Origin of the sequence: Paenibacillus sp. JDR-2 (genome assembly GCF_000023585.1) — a bacterium.
Classification (GTDB): domain Bacteria; phylum Bacillota; class Bacilli; order Paenibacillales; family Paenibacillaceae; genus Pristimantibacillus.
Genome location: NC_012914.1, coordinates 2,528,439 through 2,543,723, shown reverse-complemented (window position 1 = coordinate 2,543,723; position 15,285 = coordinate 2,528,439). Strand labels below are relative to the sequence as shown.

Here is a 15,285-nt window from a genome sequence, read left to right as displayed (position 1 = left end):
ATATGAAAATCGCTGTTATTGGATGCACGCATGCAGGTACCGCCGCTGTTACGCAAATGGCTAAGCTTTATCCGGAAGCGCAAATTACGGTTTATGAGCGCAATGACAACGTATCGTTCCTCTCGTGCGGCATTGCCCTTCATGTCGGCGGAGTTGTTCAGGATGTGAAGAAGCTGTTCTACGCATCGCCGCAGCAGCTTACGGACATGGGTGTTCAGATGAAGATGCGCCATGATGTGCTGGAAGTCCACACGGAAGCCAATACGATCCTGGCTCGCAATCTCGAGACCAATGAAGAGAAGCTCGAAAGCTACGACAAGCTGGTTGTAACAACCGGTTCGTGGCCGATTATTCCTAAGCTGAAAGGGATGGAGCTTGAGAACATCGTCTTGTGTAAAAACTACAATCACGCTCAAGCGATCATCGAAAAGGCGAAGCATGCCAATCGCATTACCGTAATTGGCGCAGGCTATATCGGAATCGAGCTTGTTGAAGCTTTCGAGCAGCTTGGCAAGCAAGTCACGCTTATCGATAATATGGACCGAATCCTGTACAAATATTTGGACCGCGAGTTTACGGATGCCATTGAACAAGAGCTTGGTAACCGAGGTATCGAACTTAAGCTCGCACAGACCGTAACCGGCTTCCGCGGCGAAAAAGGCAAGGTGAACACAGTCGTAACAACTGCGGGTGAATACGACACGGACCTCGTTGTCCTCTGTATCGGCTTCCGCCCGAATACGGATCTGCTGAAAGGCCAGATCGACATGCTGCCGAACGGTGCCATTGTCGTGGATGAGTATATGCGCACCAGCAATCCGGATGTGATGGCCGCGGGCGACAGCTGCGCCGTCTTTTATAACCCGACCCACAAGCATGCGTACATCCCTCTCGCAACCAACGCCGTCCGGATGGGAACGCTGGTTGCCCGCAACCTTGTCGCTCCAACGGTCCGTTATATGGGGACGCAAGGCACATCGGGGATTAAGATCTACGAGCAAAATATCGCTTCGACCGGCTTAACCGAACTGGCGGCCCTTGATGCGGGGATGGATGTAAAAACCGTCACCTTGGAAGACAATGACCGTCCTGAATTTATGCCGACGTACGAGAAAGTACTGCTCAAGGTCGTCTACGAAGCAGATACCGGCCGGATTGTAGGCGCCCAGGTCATGTCGAAGGATGATCTGACGCAAGCGATCAATACCATGTCGGTCTGCATCCAGAACGGCATGACAATGAATGAGCTCACCTTCGTCGACTTCTTCTTCCAGCCTCATTACAACAAGCCTTGGAATCTGCTCAATCAGGCCGGCTTGCAGGCGATGTAATTAAAAAAGCGGAAGCTCTCCGAACAGAGCTTCCGCTTTTTACATTATTCCTCTACGAACTGAATGCCGTCAGGCGACAAGACAGCCACACGCGCCAACGAATCTACCCGGTAGCCCGCTTCCTTCAGCTTGTCCGCTCCGCTTTGGAAAGACTTCTCTATTACAATGCCGATACCCGCTACGCTTGCACCGGCCGCTTCTACGATTCTTGCCATACCAAAGGCTGCTTCTCCGTAAGCAAGGAAGTCGTCAATGATAAGCACCCGCTCCTCCTGCGACAAAAACTTGCGGGAGATCGCTACCTCGCTCTTCACCTGCTTCGTGAAGGAATATACCTCCTCGACGTAGAGATCGTCGCGAAGCGTAAGCGACTTTTGCTTGCGCGCGAAAACAAGGGGCACCTTTAGCGCCAGTGCGGTCATAACTGCAGGGGCAATCCCCGAGGATTCCAGCGTCAACACCTTGGTAATGCCTTCACCTTCATACGCCGCGGCAAAAAACTGTCCGATTTCAAACATCAATTGCGGATCTACTTGATGATTAAGAAAGGAATCCACCTTCAGTACGGTCTCGCTTAGAACAATGCCTTCGTTGCGAATCTTATCCTGCAATGCTTTCATTTCTCTTGTAATCCTCCTGCACGGTTTCTTCTCTTTTATATTGAGACTAACCGGAAACGGGCAATCGCGCAAGTTTTTCTAGTGTGCGGCTGCCGGCGCAACTGGTGCTTCTTTGGTAGAACGAAGCAGATACGCCGCAAGCATAATAACCGCGAACCCCATAAGAAAGGCAAGCAGAATGCCCGTATTGCTCCAATACATATCCCAGTTGCTTGTCGAGATGACGCTCTTCATGCCGCGAAGCACATACGTCATCGGCAGGCATTGCCCAACGGACTGAATCCACTGCGGAGCAAGCTCCATCGGGAACGTGCCGCCGCTGCTCGCCAGCTGTGTAACGACAAGCGCAATGCCAACCAGCTTGCCCAGCGTTCCGAAGATCGCTACAAGCATCAGAATCAGGGTCGTGAACATGCAAGCCGTTACGAGCGTAAACAGGAAGAACTTCGGCACGCTTTGCACGTCAAGTCCAATCGCATACAGCACGATAAGGTCAAGCACGATGGTCTGCATCAGGGCTACCAGATAAAAGACGCCGATTCTGCCCCAGAACTTTTGCCATCCGGAACGAACCTGCCCCTCTTGGAAATGGATAATGTTAGAGGCCATTAAAGAACCAACCAGGAGGCCTAATGCCAGAAAATAAGGGGCAGAGCCCGTTGCGTACGTCTTAACCGTGTTCAGCTCTTTTTGTTCGAGCTGTACCGGCTGAGCGTACATATTAAGCTCCTCATCGCTCGCTTTAATGCCTGCTGTTGACTGTGCGGCATCCGACAGCTTGTCCGTCAGCTGCTGCGAGCCATCCACAAGGCGGATAACCCCGCCAAGCAGCTCCTGCGAACCGTTGTTCAATTGCTGTGCGCCTCCGGCAAGCTGATTAATCCCACTCTGCAATTTGCCGAAACCTTTGCTATAGGTATCCAGCCCGTCCTTCAGCTGGGCGCTGCCCGTAACAAGCTTGCCGCTGCCCTCATAAGCCTGGGCAAGGCCGTCAGCCAATGCCGACTGTCCTGCAGCCAGCTTAACACCGGATTGCCGGGCTGCTTCCGCCGGCTGCTTTAACCCTTCAACCGATTTGCTGGCGCCGTCGGCAGCTTGAGCAAGCTTCTCGCTTCCGCTTGCAATCGCCGCGAAGGAAGCGTCATCCTTCAGTTCGGGATGCTGCTCAACATAAGCCTTGATCTGTGACTGAAGGCTTTCGGCCGAACCGTCCACTGCGGAAGCAGCCTTAGATGCGGACTCCGCAGCCTCATTCCATGCTGCCGTATTTTTCTGCAGCGCATTTGCCCCGTCAGCAAGCTGGTCGCCGGAAGACTTCAGCTTAGCAAGGTTATCGGTTAGAGAAGCTGTCCCTGCGGACAGGCCGGCAGCTCCGCTAGTTAATTCCCCAATCCCTTGCTCAAGCGGCTTCGTGCCGTTGCTCAGCTTGCCTGCACCGCTAGCCAATGACGCTATAGCGTCATTCAGCTTGCTTACGCCATATTTATTTGTATGATACAAGTAATAACCATTGTATTATACAAGTTTATTTCCGGAATGCAAATACTTATTTCGGTGACATACATTACTTACCATGGACTTGCTTGCATTATGCAAACTCGAAAGGTAAGCTAACATTAAGAAACTAAGACAGGAATGGGAAGCAACAATATGGACAGGAACGATAAGTCGCCATTCAGTATGATCGAAAGCCAAATCTCCATCTTCATCCGCCGTGCCGAGGCAGCCCGGCTCTCCAGCATTATGGGCAAAGAGATGGACCGCTCTTCTTACCTGATTCTGCAGCATTTGGAAAAAGCGGGACCAACCGGAATCAAGACGCTTTCCACCACCTTCCAGCTGGATATCTCTACGGTAAGCCGGCAGATTGCCGCCTTGGAAGCCAAAGGACTGATCTCGAGGTTAACCGATCCGAATGACGCTCGGATCAGCCTGCTTCAGCTGACCGAGGACGCACCTTCCTTGCTCGCGGAGGTTCGCGAGTCGAGAGAGGCATTTTTCAAGGATCTTCTTAACGATTGGAGCGAGGAAGAAATCCGGACCTTCGGCAATCTTCTGCTTAAGTTTAACGAGACGGCCGAGCACCGAATCCGGTCAAGGGCATAATGAAAGAGGAGGCTGTCCCGTAAATGGACAACCTCCTCTTTTTCCCCTTTATAGACCAAGCATGAACTGAATCGTCCGGTCCGACACTTCCGGAATATGCTCGTGACCGTAGTCCGGATAAATATCGGCCGACTTCGGCGCGGTAATGTTGTTGTACGCCGCGAATTGCGTGGAAGGAGGGCAAATCGTATCCGCTAGCCCTACGGTCATCAGCACTTCCCCTTTGATCCGGTTGGCTAAATGCTGCAGGTCGATGTAGCCAAGCTTCTCGAAAATTTGCTCTTCCCGCTCATGCCGCGGGTCAAAATGACGGAAGAAGGTTCTGAGCTCGGCATACGCGTCCTTCGCCAAATCCATCTCCCACACCCGTTTATAATCGCACAGGAACGGATAGACGGGCGCAAGCCTGGAAATACGCGGTTCCAGCGATGCGCAGGCTATCGTTAACGCGCCGCCTTGCGATCCTCCTATTGCCCCTACCCGGTCGCGATCAACCTCCGGTCGATCCATGGCAATCCCCGCAAGCTGCGCGGTATCCAGGAAAATATGGCGCATCAGCAGATGGTCAGGGTGGTCGTTCAGACCCCGGATTATATGTCCGTTATGGGTAGTGCCCTTCACTCCGCCCGTATCCTCCGACAGCCCGCCTTGTCCGCGGCAATCCATCGAGAAAACGGAATAGCCCAGTGCCGCATACGTAAGCTTGTCGGACCAGTCTCCTGCATTCCCGGTATACCCATGAAATTGAATAATGGCGGGATGCGGCTCCGGGACATTTTTCGGACGGACGTATTTAGCATGGATTCTCGCGCCGCGCACACCCGTGAAATACAGGTCGAAGCAGTCTGCAAACGGTACCTGAAAGCTGCTCGGCACAAGCTCGATTTGCGGATCAACCGCACGCATTTCGTCCAGCGCACGCTCCCAATAAGCGTCGAAGTCTTCCGGACGAGGATTGCGTCCTTTATAGCTGTACAGCTGTTCAAGCGGCATATCAATTAGCGGCATAGATCATATCCCTTTCTTTTAGCCCTGACTGCTTCAGGACTTCATTCGTTAAGAAAGCTGAAGTCGGGACGCTCCATGAGCTTCAGATTGTTGGCGATCAACTCGCTGCGCTGCTGCACGCAAGCATAGGAACGAAGCGGATCTGCAGGCGTATGCACAACGTAATCGATGAGCTTCTGAACGGTAGTAACCGCTACATGACAGCGCGTATCCGAGGAAGCATAATAAATGTACACCTCGCCGTTGTCTCTTGCGATTAGCCCGTTCGTAAAGACGACATTCGAAACATCTCCAACCCGCTCTTCCCCATCCGGTGCAATCAAGTGGCCTCCAGGCGCATAAATCACCTTGCTAGGATCATTCAAATCCGTCATAAACGCGTAGATCACATAACGCAGTCCTGCTGCCGTATTCCGAACCCCATGGGCAATATGCAGCCACCCTATATCTGTCTTGATCGGGGCCGCACCTTGTCCGTTCTTCACTTCCTTGATGGTATGGTATTTTTTCTCATCCACTATCGTTTCCAACTCAATAGTCGCATGCTCGATGCTAGTTGACAAGCCCCAACCGATACCTCCGCCGGATCCGGCGTCAATAAACCCATCTTGCGGCCTTGTGTAGAAAGCATACTTGCCACTCACGAATTCGGGATGAAGCACAACGTTGCGCTGTTGGGGAGAAGGGGTCCGAAGATCATCCAGCCGTTCCCATACCTTCAGATCCCTCGTTCTTGCAATGCCCGCGCTTGCGACGGCACTGGAAGTGTCTCCTTGCTTCGCTTCGGGATCCTTCCGTTCCGTGCAGAATACGCCGTAGATCCATCCGTCCTCATGCTTAGTCAGCCGCATGTCGTATACGTTCACATCCGGAATATCCGTCTCCGGCATCACAATCGGATAATCCCAGAACCGGAATCCGTCAATTCCGTTAGCGCTCTCCGCAACCGCAAAGAATGATTTGCGGTCATGCCCTTCAACCCGGACAACCAAATAAAACATTCCGTTTAGTTCAATTGCCCCGGGATTCAATGCTGCATTCACGCCAATCCTCTCCATGAGATGGGGATTTGACTCCGGATTAAGATCATACCTCCAATAAACCGGCGCATGAGCTGCCGTAACAACCGGGTATGTATATCGGTCGTAAATTCCGTTGCCGCCATCAGCAGGTGTGTTTGGCCGATTTAGAAGCTCCCGGTGCTCCGCATGCAGCCGTTTTAATTTTTCTAAAAAAATTGTTTTATTCATCTTGTATAAGCCCCTTTCCCCTAATTTGATCGTACGGTCAGCTTCTCCAGTCTCTCCAGCACTTCCAGGCCCATCCGGCCATTATGATACGGGCATTTCCACGGATCGATCTTCATCTCCGCAATGCCAGGCTCTCCCGCCCTGTTTACTTTCCAGAACCATTCTCCGTTTGTTTTGTCTACAATGTATCGATCTATAAAATTCCATGTGCGGTAAGCAGCCTGCAGAAAATGCTTCTTGCCCGTATGCTGATAGGCATTCAGAAATCCTACGACCGCCTCCGCCTGCGGCCACCAGATTTTATCGGTGTCCGTCCAGCCCTGCGGATCCGCCTCGTTAACTACCGCGCCGTCCTCATCCACTCCTTCTTCATAGACGGCTTGTGCCATAGCAATCGCTATCGTCTCTGTACGGCTGATCACTTCCTCATCGGCCAGCACCTCTGCCGCCTCCATAAGCAGCCAGCTGCCCTCAATGTCATGTCCGTAAGAGATTTCATCCGACTTGGAATTCCACCGTTCATCAAAGAACAGCTTGAAATGACCGGACTGCAAATCCACGATATGATCCAGCATCGTGCCAATAAGCTCCTTCTGCTTTTCCTTAAGCTGCTCAGACGGCCATACCCGGTACAAATTCGTATAAGCTTCAAGCACATGCAGATGCGTATTCATGGACTTTTTTTCATTCAAATCCGTATTGCTGAGGCTCAGATCCTCGGTAGCCTCCCAATTGCTGCCAAGCGCTTCAATGTATCCTTTGTGCTTGGAATCATAGCTATATCGTTCGATCAGCCCGAATAGCCGAACCGCTTCTTGCAGCACCTTCTCATCGGGACATGCACGCACGAATTCCGATAGCGCATAAATAACGAAAGCTTGCCCATAGATCTGTTTTTTCGTTTGGATCTGCTCTCCCTTATCATTCAGCAGCCAATAGTATCCTCCGTTAACCCTGTCTTGGAAGTTCGAAATTAGATAATGATAGGCTCGTTCGGCCATCCTCAAGTAGCCGGGTTCCCTGTACTTCCGGTAAGCAGAGGCATAGGTCCATAAAAGCCTGGCATTCAGGACAAGCGACTTGTCTGCCGTCTCATTGACTTGAAGATCGTTAGTCATCTGGCCAACAAAGCCGCCATCCCGCTCATCTAGCGAATGCTTCATCCAAAAGGAAAGAATGTTATCCTTCAACTCGCTCTCCATTTCCATCTGCCAGCGTCTTAAATCAAGCTGTTCCAATATAGTCAACTCTCCCTTTTCCTAAAGATAAATCCCATTAACTAAAATTAAGTTATCGATTAGGTTACAGAAAATATTGTATAAGGGAACTTCATCTCCGTCAATAAAAAAACATGAAGCGAGTTTCCCCACTTCATGTTTCGAGTTTATTAGATATATGGAATTAAATTGGTCTTACTGACTCCCGGTATATCATCTTCCCTCTAATAAGCATTCTGCCGTTGCCGGATGAATTAGTCTTGATTTTACTTAACAGCTTGTACACCGCTGCTTTAGCCATTTCTTTCCGGTCCACTTCCACCGTCGTCAGCGCCGGTTCCGCAAGCGAAGCATATATATCGTTGTCAAAGCCAACGACCGAGCAGTCTTCCGGCACCCGAATCCCCCGTTTGCGCAGCGTAGTGATCAGCATATAAGCTACCTGGTCGCAATTGCAGACAAAAGCGGTTGGTATCGTCTCCGGAATTTCGACTTCCAATAAATTGCCCCTCTCATCCCGGTCATTAAGGATATATTCCTGCCGCAGCGGTATACGGTGCTCAAGCAGAGATTTGTAATAGCCTAGAAAACGGTCTTGTATACTACTGGTGGCATGCACATTGCCGACAAACGCAAAATCACGGTGGCCGCTTGCGATCAAATAATTGGTCATCTCGTACATGCCGTAGAAATTATCCGTAATGACGTAATCCAGTTCCGTCCGGTCCGTATAAAAATCCAGAAACACGAGAGGGATCCCGGTTTCGTTAAACGCCGAAATGTAAGCATTATTGATCTGGCCTAATATAATAAAACCGTCTGCCTTCCGGTCGTGATAAATCCTTGGCAGAACTAACTGCTCCTCATCTTCCTCGCTCAACATATGAAGGATGCCGGAATAATGCTCTTCTTCCAGTGCACCAGACAGAAACTGATAAAATTGAAGGTAAAAAGACTGCGTTACGCTGGCATACCGCTCCGCGATTACCACGCCAATATTGTACGACAAGCCTTCCTTCATCGCCTTTGCCGCCGTATTGAGCCGGTAGCCCATTTCCTGGGCAATCTCCTTGATCTTCTGCTTGAGCTCGTCGCTAACCCCTTCTTTGTCGCTTAACGCTTTTGAGACGGTTACGCTGCTGACGCCCAACCTGTTAGCGATATCCCTCATGGTTACATGATTTTGCTGCATGTTATGCCCTCCGGCCGTTAACTCTTTTGTTTATCGTTAACCTTACAACGTTAAGATAGGATGTATGCAAGGTTTTGTCAAATCGCAGCGCAGAAAAAATCCCGCGTCCTGCCTATATAAGCAGTTCGCGGGATTAACGATTGTGATCCTTAGCTAGTATGGTTGCCTTTCTTCGCACGAAGGATCGCCGCTTCAATATCAACCGACAGCTGCTTGAGACCATACAAATCCTCCTGCTCAAACAGCTCGTTGAATTTCATCTGGAACTGCGCCGCTTCTCTTACACGGTGATAGAAATACAAATCCTGAATGGAGCTAAGCACGGTGGAGACAACGTTGGAGCGCTCCTCGAAATCGCGCTGCGCATCCAGAATTTCATGGCGGATGCTCGACATCTCCGTATCCAGCAGAAAAGCCGCTTCGGCTGCTTTCTTCAACCGCTCGCGAACCTCATCCGGCAAGCTTTCCTTATATTTATAATTCAGCGAATGCTCAATCGTAGCCCAGAAATTCATCGCAAGCGTGCGAATCTGAATCTCGGCGAGCACGAATTTTTGGCCAAGCGCTGTTTGTACCGGATATTCCACAATCATATGGTAGCTGCGGTAGCCGCTGTCTTTGTAATTCGTAATGTAGTCCTTCTCGTAGACAAGCTTCAAATCCTTCCGGGTGCGGATAAATCCGGCAACACGGTGAATATCGTCTACGAACTGGCACATGATCCGGATACCCGCGATATCCTCGATGCCTTTTTCCAGCTGATCGGCGGGCACGCTGAGCCGTCTTGCTTTCTCCAGTATGCTTGATACTTTTTTAACACGACCGGTAACGAACTCGATCGGAGCATACGCCTCACGCATCTTAAGCTCGACCCGCATCGTCTTTAACTTCACTTTCAATTCTTCAACTGCTTGCTCATAAGGCTGTAAAAAAAGATTCCAATCTCTTCCATCCATCCGGCCGCCTCCTGTTCCTATCGATGATCTGCGCCCACTGCCTCCGATACGTTACGGTAGCCGTCTTTACGCAATCGTTCTTTTAAGCCGTTCGTCAGTTCGCGGAGTACTCCTGGACCTTTATAGATCAAAGCGGTGTAGATTTCGACGAGCGAGGCTCCGGCGCGGATTTTATCGTATGCGTCATCCGCCGTAAAAATTCCGCCCGATCCGATTATCGGAAGCTTGCCTTCCGTCAGCCGGTATACTGACCTAATAACCTCGGTCGAGCGCTCGCGCAGCGGCGCTCCGCTAAGTCCACCCGTTTCCTTGGCATTAGGATGCTTTAGCCCTTCCCTTGTAATCGTCGTATTTGATGCAATTATGCCCGCTACACCGCTGTCTTTAATCGTCGAGACGGTAAGCTCAAGCTGCTCGTCCGTCATATCAGGAGCAATCTTCACCAGAACCGGCTTTGCTTTACTACCTAATTTCGACGCCTGAAGCCCGATCTCCTCCAACACTTCGCCAAGAAGCGTGCGCAGCTCATCGCCATGCTGCAGCGCGCGCAGATCCGGCGTGTTCGGGGAACTGATGTTGACGACAAAGAAATCGCCATACGGATATAACACTTGTATGCAGGAACGGTAATCTTCGTGAGCCCGTTCATTAGGTGTTGCTTTATTTTTACCGACGTTAACGGCAATCGGGATCCGGTTAATCTTGCGCTGCGACAACTCACGGGCCATCGCCTCCGCGCCTTCGTTATTAAAGCCCATCCGGTTAATAAGAGCTTCGTCGGAAGGTAGACGGAAGAGCCTCGGCAGTTCGTTTCCCGGCTGTCCTTTTGGCGTTACCGTTCCTACTTCCGCAAATCCGAAGCCAATGCTGGAGAAGCCGTCTGCGGCTACGCCGTTCTTGTCCAGCCCTGCAGCAAGTCCAACCGGATGAGGGAAATGAATGCCGAATAGATCTACCGCAAGCTCAGGCGAATCGGCCACTCCGTACATGGCATGCAGCATGTTATTCATGCCCGGAACGCGTCCGGCTGTATGCAGGCCGTCAATGACGAGATGATGAGCCTTTTCGGGATCCATTTGGAAAAATACCGGTTTAAGAATAGAAGAATAAAGCAAGATTACACACTCCGTTTCAAGTTTCTGTCCTACCTGACAGTTTATCTTTTTTATAAGAAAAAGAAAAGGGCGGCGCTCGCCGGCAAGTCCTTCCGGATATTGCAGCAGAACAAGAAACCGTTTACAATGTGGGTATATAGTATTCATTTTTCCACGGAAAGGTTGATTGACGATGAGCACAGCCAAACGGAAAGCTCCCGCTATGAAACAGAAGCCAAAAGAAGAGGTAAACATCAAGGCGCTTGCCTGGATCGGTTCGATCGTGGTTGTTATTATCGCCGCCGTTGCCGTCCTCCTCATCCTCAATCAATAGCAATACGTATTCGCGCAAAAAAACTCCATGCTCTCAGCGGAAGCTGAAGTAGCATGGAGTTTTATTATGACAGCTTACATATTAAACGGATCGTCGGCAATCTTGATCGAATCTGTAGGGCAGCCGTCGCAAGCATCTTGCAGATCGTCGTACAGATCTTCAGGAATTTCTGTATTACCATGGTTGCCGTCGTTTCCGAAGATGACTTCAGCAATACCCTCGTCGTCGTAATCATAAATATCTGGTGCCGTAGCGCCGCAAGCTCCACATGCGATACAGGTGTCTTTCTCTACCCATGTAAATTTAGCCATTGGTATTCCCTCCCACAAAAAAATAGACATAAAAATGCTTCTGCAAACGTCGTGATGTATCTACCGCTCGCTATAATTATTGTGAACCTTCACTCATCAATATATAACAAACCGTCCACCTTGGCAACAAGCTATGCCTATGCAATTGTTACAATTCATCCTTTTGGAGAGAAGTTCCGCGCAATCGCTTATTGCGGATTAGCACGGACGGATCATCCCCCAGCATACCCGCCGTAAGCACGGCATTCTCGCCAAATTTGTCCCTCAGCACATCCATGGTTTTAGTCAAAGCTTCCTTGCGCGGCTGCTCTTTATAATCGAACAAATCAAGCTGAACGGCAGTCTCTTCCTCCGCCGTCAGATTTTGCAGAGTAACCCCCAGGAGGCGGGCTGGCTCGCTTCCTTTCCAATGCTCATCAAACAGCCTGCAGGCTTCATGATAGATCATATCCGTGGAATGCGTCGGGGCGCGAAGCGTGCTGGAACGCGTTATGGTAGCCATATCCGGCTTCCGGATCGTAATCTGGACCGTTGATGCCATCAGCTTCTGCCGCCGCAGCCTGCGGGCCGTCTGGTCGGCCAGATTCAGCAGTATCCGGTGGGCATCTTCCCTGTCCGTCACATCATAAGGCAGCGTGGTGGTGTGCCCGATCGATTTGCTTTGTTCGCGGTCCGCGCGCACCTCGGAATGATCAATGCCGTGAGCGGCAGACTTCATCCACGAGCCGTATATTCCGAACTGGCGAATAAGCAGTTCCTCGTCTGCAGCCGCGAGCTGACCGATTGTTCGGATACGCAGCCGTTCCAGCTTATCCGCCGTTTTCTTCCCGAGACCGTGCAGCACATCGCATGGTTTATCCCACAATATAGTCGGAACATCCCGCAGCCGCAATACGGTCAATCCGTTAGGCTTCTTCATATCGGAAGCCATCTTGGCCAGCAGTTTATTAGGCGCGACGCCTATGGAACAAGGCAGCGTCCACTCTTCCGCGATCCGCTTTTGCAGCGCTTCAGCGATTTCAAGAGGCGAACCGAAAATTTTGGAACCTGTGATATCCATATAACATTCGTCGATCGAGATCGGCTCCACTAGCGGCGTATACTCTCTTGCGATCTTCATAAACCCGCGCGAATATTTGCGGTACAGTTCAAAATCGGGCTGAATAATGATTAGATTGGGACACATCCGCATCGCCTGCCTAACGGTCATGCCCGTCTTTATTCCTTTGCTTCGAGCGGCATAAGAGCAGGTGACGATTATCCCTTTGCGGAGCTCTACGCTTCCGGCAACGGCCGTCGGCTTTCCTTTATATTTCTCTGGTTCCTCCGCTTCGTGAACGGAGCAGTAGAATGCATTCATATCCAAATGAAGAATGACGCGCCCTTTGGCCGGATAGTCCTTGTGTACGTCAGCCATAGCCTGTATTCACCTTCCTACTCCTCCCAGCATACCGCCCAGCAGGAAGGTGCGTCAAATCATATGGAAGCGTTAAAAAAATTCCGTGCTCCTCTCTACATTCTAATCAACAAGTGTTATAATAGTTAATTATATTTTGTGTAGGCGATCAGTTCAGTGAAGAAGGAGGCGTCCCGGCTATGACAACATCGATAACAATATTTGATACTACGCTGCGCGACGGTACGCAAGGCGAAGGGATCAGCCTGTCAGCGGATGATAAGCTCAAAATTGCTCAAAAACTTGACGCTCTCGGCGTGCATTATATTGAAGGCGGGAATCCTGGAAGCAACGGCAAGGATATCGAGTTTTTCCAACGGGTTAAGAGTTTGAGGCTGCAATCGAAAATTACGGCATTCGGAAGCACTCGCCGTAAATTCAGCCAGGCTGATCAAGATGCTTCCCTCGTGCGCATTGCGGAGTCCGGTGTACCGGCGGCTACGCTCGTAGGCAAATCGTGGGATTTCCACGTGCATACGGCTTTGCAGACTACGCTGGAAGAGAATTTATCCATGGTTTACGATTCCATCGCTTTCTTGAAGCAAAGAGGCATGGAGGCATTGTTTGATTCCGAGCATTTCTTCGACGGCTACAAAAACAATCCGGAGTACGCTGTAGCGGTATTGCGCAAAGCCCAGGAAGCCGGTGCGGACTGGCTGGTGCTCTGCGATACGAACGGCGGCACTTTGCCGGGTGAAATTCACGAAATCGTCAGCCGCATCCGTCAGGAACTGACGGCGCCAATCGGCATACATACCCACAATGACTGCGAGCTGGCCGTGGCTAACTCCCTGGCAGCCATTCAGGCCGGTGCGCGTCAGGTGCAAGGTACAATTAACGGTTACGGCGAACGCTGCGGCAACGCAAATCTTTGCTCGATCATTCCGAATCTTCAGCTCAAGATGGGTTACGACGTTCTCCCTGAAGAGAAGCTTCGGACACTAACAGGCACTGCCCGTTACGTGAGCGAGATTGCGAACGTAAATATGCCGGTCGGACAAGCTTATGTCGGCAATGCCGCATTTGCCCACAAAGGCGGCATTCACGTGTCGGCTATCATGAAGGACTCCAAAACGTACGAGCATATCCAGCCTGAGCTTGTAGGCAACAAGCAGCGCATTCTGGTATCCGAGCTTGCCGGCCAATCGAATATCATTTCGAAGGCGCAGTCGCTTGGACTGGATGTGAATGCCAACAACGAGCAGACCAAAGCGATCATGGATCATATCAAGGAGCTTGAACACCAAGGCTATCAATACGAAGCCGCAGACGCTTCCCTTGAGCTTCTTCTCCGCCAAGCCTTTGGCGAAACGGTTGAAGTCTTCAAGGTTGAGTCGTTCAAGATTCTGGTTGAGAGCGGCGCGAAAGGTCAAATGAACTCGGAAGCCATCGTCAAGCTGAACGTAGACGGTCAACAGGTTTACACGGCAGCGGAAGGCAACGGTCCGGTTAACGCGCTAGACAATGCCCTGCGCAAAGCTTTGGTGCAGTTCTATCCGAAGATCGAAGAAATTCATCTCTCCGACTATAAAGTTCGTGTATTTGACGAAAAGGATGCAACAGCCGCTAAGGTTCGCGTTCTCATCGAATCCTCGAATGTGGACAGCACATGGAGCACCGTAGGCGTATCCAGCAACGTTATCGAAGCAAGCTGGGAAGCGCTTGTCGACAGTATCCGTTATGCTCTGCTTAACATGGAGAAGTCAACAACGGCAAGCTTTGAGAATAGCGAACGCATTGGTGTAATAAACCACTAAAAAATAGGAAACGCCCGGCAGCTGGTCTGCCGGGCGTTTTTAAATTTAATTTCAGCTGTACTGCTCAATCAGCCTTTCCCATTCGTCAATCGTGATGACGCCGTTAATCCTCTCGCGGATGACGCCCGAGGAATCGATCAGGAACGTTGTGGGGAACGTATCTACCTTGTACGTATTGGTGACATCCCCTTTCCGGTCCATCAGAACCGGAAACGTAAACTCGTGATCGTCCACAAACTGCCTTGCCGCTCTTTCCTTATCAAACTTTGTGGCATTTACGCCATAAAAAGCGATTTTATCCCCGTATTTCTCATACAGCTTCTGCAGATCCGGGGCTTCCAGCTCGCATGGACCACACCAGGAGGCCCAAAAATTCACAAAGGTCAGCTTGTCCTGCTTGCCGCCGATCGCGTAATTCTTCTCATCTAGCCCCGGCAGTTCAAAGGTTACCGCCTCGGACCCGGCTTTTGGTTTGAAATCGGATGCCGCTGCCGTAACGCTTGATTCATCCTTGGATACATATTGATACACCGCTAAACCAGCTAATACAAATGCGGCGATAAACAGCATCGTAGCGCGCTTCATGGTGTCCCTTCTTTCTTCGTCATTTCTATATTATGCCTATCGTAACACGGCGAGGAATGGAAGCTCAA

The 15,285-nt window shown here is 50.7% G+C and carries 15 protein-coding genes; 4 read left to right on the top strand and 11 right to left on the bottom strand.

The genetic code is table 11. The features are described 5' to 3' along the window. The first annotated feature begins 2 nt into the window (after nt 1-2). On the top strand, nt 3-1,331 hold the full coding sequence (locus PJDR2_RS11020) for an FAD-dependent oxidoreductase (RefSeq protein ID WP_015843762.1): 1,329 nt from the start codon (nt 3-5) through the stop codon (nt 1,329-1,331). A 44-nt stretch (nt 1,332-1,375) separates the two neighbouring features. On the opposite strand, the gene PJDR2_RS11015 is transcribed toward PJDR2_RS11020, so the two are convergent. Both PJDR2_RS11015 and PJDR2_RS11010 read right to left on the bottom strand, forming a co-directional pair. Continuing rightward, a complete protein-coding gene (locus PJDR2_RS11015; protein ID WP_015843761.1) occupies nt 1,376-1,951 on the bottom strand; it encodes a xanthine phosphoribosyltransferase in 576 nt (191 codons plus the stop codon). A 78-nt stretch (nt 1,952-2,029) separates the two neighbouring features. Beyond that, on the bottom strand, nt 2,030-3,451 hold the full coding sequence (locus PJDR2_RS11010) for a YhgE/Pip domain-containing protein (protein ID WP_015843760.1): 1,422 nt from the start codon (nt 3,449-3,451) through the stop codon (nt 2,030-2,032). Between the two features lie 150 nt (nt 3,452-3,601). Here PJDR2_RS11010 and PJDR2_RS11005 point away from each other — a divergent pair, with 150 nt between their 5' ends. Next, on the top strand, nt 3,602-4,057 hold the full coding sequence (locus PJDR2_RS11005) for a MarR family winged helix-turn-helix transcriptional regulator (RefSeq protein WP_015843759.1): 456 nt from the start codon (nt 3,602-3,604) through the stop codon (nt 4,055-4,057). Nucleotides 4,058-4,105: 48 nt separating this feature from the next. Here the strand turns inward: PJDR2_RS11005 and PJDR2_RS11000 are convergent, their stop codons facing one another. The 6 genes from PJDR2_RS11000 to PJDR2_RS10975 all read right to left on the bottom strand — a co-directional run bounded on the left by PJDR2_RS11000 (nt 4,106) and on the right by PJDR2_RS10975 (nt 10,795). Beyond that, nucleotides 4,106-5,065 carry an acetylxylan esterase gene (locus tag PJDR2_RS11000; protein WP_015843758.1) on the bottom strand — a complete coding sequence of 320 codons (960 nt, stop codon included), beginning with the start codon at nt 5,063-5,065 and terminating at the stop codon, nt 4,106-4,108. A 41-nt stretch (nt 5,066-5,106) separates the two neighbouring features. Then, nucleotides 5,107-6,315, bottom strand: coding sequence for a glycosidase (locus PJDR2_RS10995; RefSeq protein WP_015843757.1), 1,209 nt, complete (start codon nt 6,313-6,315; stop codon nt 5,107-5,109). 20 nt (nt 6,316-6,335) lie between these two features. Next, a complete protein-coding gene (locus PJDR2_RS10990) occupies nt 6,336-7,562 on the bottom strand; it encodes an AGE family epimerase/isomerase (RefSeq protein ID WP_015843756.1) in 1,227 nt (408 codons plus the stop codon). Between the two features lie 154 nt (nt 7,563-7,716). After that, nucleotides 7,717-8,724 carry a substrate-binding domain-containing protein gene (locus PJDR2_RS10985; RefSeq protein WP_015843755.1) on the bottom strand — a complete coding sequence of 336 codons (1,008 nt, stop codon included), beginning with the start codon at nt 8,722-8,724 and terminating at the stop codon, nt 7,717-7,719. A gap of 149 nt (nt 8,725-8,873) precedes the next feature. Next, on the bottom strand, nt 8,874-9,680 hold the full coding sequence (locus PJDR2_RS10980) for a GTP pyrophosphokinase (protein WP_015843754.1): 807 nt from the start codon (nt 9,678-9,680) through the stop codon (nt 8,874-8,876). A 17-nt stretch (nt 9,681-9,697) separates the two neighbouring features. Further along, the gene (locus tag PJDR2_RS10975) at nt 9,698-10,795 is read right to left on the bottom strand and encodes a quinone-dependent dihydroorotate dehydrogenase (RefSeq protein ID WP_015843753.1); all 1,098 of its coding nucleotides are present in this window, start codon (nt 10,793-10,795) and stop codon (nt 9,698-9,700) included. Nucleotides 10,796-10,967: 172 nt separating this feature from the next. Here PJDR2_RS10975 and PJDR2_RS33135 point away from each other — a divergent pair, with 172 nt between their 5' ends. Further along, on the top strand, nt 10,968-11,108 hold the full coding sequence (locus tag PJDR2_RS33135) for a hypothetical protein (protein ID WP_190276189.1): 141 nt from the start codon (nt 10,968-10,970) through the stop codon (nt 11,106-11,108). Nucleotides 11,109-11,182: 74 nt separating this feature from the next. Here the strand turns inward: PJDR2_RS33135 and PJDR2_RS10970 are convergent, their stop codons facing one another. After that, nucleotides 11,183-11,419, bottom strand: coding sequence for a ferredoxin (locus PJDR2_RS10970; RefSeq protein WP_015843751.1), 237 nt, complete (start codon nt 11,417-11,419; stop codon nt 11,183-11,185). 148 nt (nt 11,420-11,567) lie between these two features. Then, a complete protein-coding gene (locus PJDR2_RS10965) occupies nt 11,568-12,836 on the bottom strand; it encodes a DNA polymerase IV (RefSeq protein WP_015843750.1) in 1,269 nt (422 codons plus the stop codon). A 179-nt stretch (nt 12,837-13,015) separates the two neighbouring features. On the opposite strand from PJDR2_RS10965, the gene cimA reads away from it, so the two are divergent. Further along, complete coding sequence (cimA, locus tag PJDR2_RS10960; RefSeq protein WP_015843749.1) at nt 13,016-14,632, top strand: citramalate synthase; 1,617 nt, start codon at nt 13,016-13,018, stop codon at nt 14,630-14,632. 51 nt (nt 14,633-14,683) lie between these two features. Here cimA and PJDR2_RS10955 read toward each other — a convergent pair whose 3' ends face one another. Continuing rightward, complete coding sequence (locus PJDR2_RS10955) at nt 14,684-15,217, bottom strand: TlpA family protein disulfide reductase (protein WP_015843748.1); 534 nt, start codon at nt 15,215-15,217, stop codon at nt 14,684-14,686. Between the last annotated feature and the right edge of the window lie 68 nt (nt 15,218-15,285).

Excerpts from the sequence above, each read along its gene's own strand:
- PJDR2_RS11020 (WP_015843762.1), top strand. The coding sequence starts at position 3 with ATGAAAATCGCTGTTATTGGATGCACGCATGCAGGTACCGCCGCTGTT.
- PJDR2_RS11015 (WP_015843761.1), bottom strand. The coding sequence starts at position 1,951 with ATGAAAGCATTGCAGGATAAGATTCGCAACGAAGGCATTGTTCTAAGC.
- PJDR2_RS11005 (WP_015843759.1), top strand. The coding sequence starts at position 3,602 with ATGGACAGGAACGATAAGTCGCCATTCAGTATGATCGAAAGCCAAATC.
- PJDR2_RS11000 (WP_015843758.1), bottom strand. The coding sequence starts at position 5,065 with ATGCCGCTAATTGATATGCCGCTTGAACAGCTGTACAGCTATAAAGGA.
- PJDR2_RS10995 (WP_015843757.1), bottom strand. The coding sequence starts at position 6,315 with ATGAATAAAACAATTTTTTTAGAAAAATTAAAACGGCTGCATGCGGAG.
- PJDR2_RS10985 (WP_015843755.1), bottom strand. The coding sequence starts at position 8,724 with ATGCAGCAAAATCATGTAACCATGAGGGATATCGCTAACAGGTTGGGC.
- PJDR2_RS10980 (WP_015843754.1), bottom strand. The coding sequence starts at position 9,680 with ATGGATGGAAGAGATTGGAATCTTTTTTTACAGCCTTATGAGCAAGCA.
- PJDR2_RS33135 (WP_190276189.1), top strand. The coding sequence starts at position 10,968 with ATGAGCACAGCCAAACGGAAAGCTCCCGCTATGAAACAGAAGCCAAAA.
- PJDR2_RS10970 (WP_015843751.1), bottom strand. The coding sequence starts at position 11,419 with ATGGCTAAATTTACATGGGTAGAGAAAGACACCTGTATCGCATGTGGA.
- PJDR2_RS10965 (WP_015843750.1), bottom strand. The coding sequence starts at position 12,836 with ATGGCTGACGTACACAAGGACTATCCGGCCAAAGGGCGCGTCATTCTT.
- cimA (WP_015843749.1), top strand. The coding sequence starts at position 13,016 with ATGACAACATCGATAACAATATTTGATACTACGCTGCGCGACGGTACG.
- PJDR2_RS10955 (WP_015843748.1), bottom strand. The coding sequence starts at position 15,217 with ATGAAGCGCGCTACGATGCTGTTTATCGCCGCATTTGTATTAGCTGGT.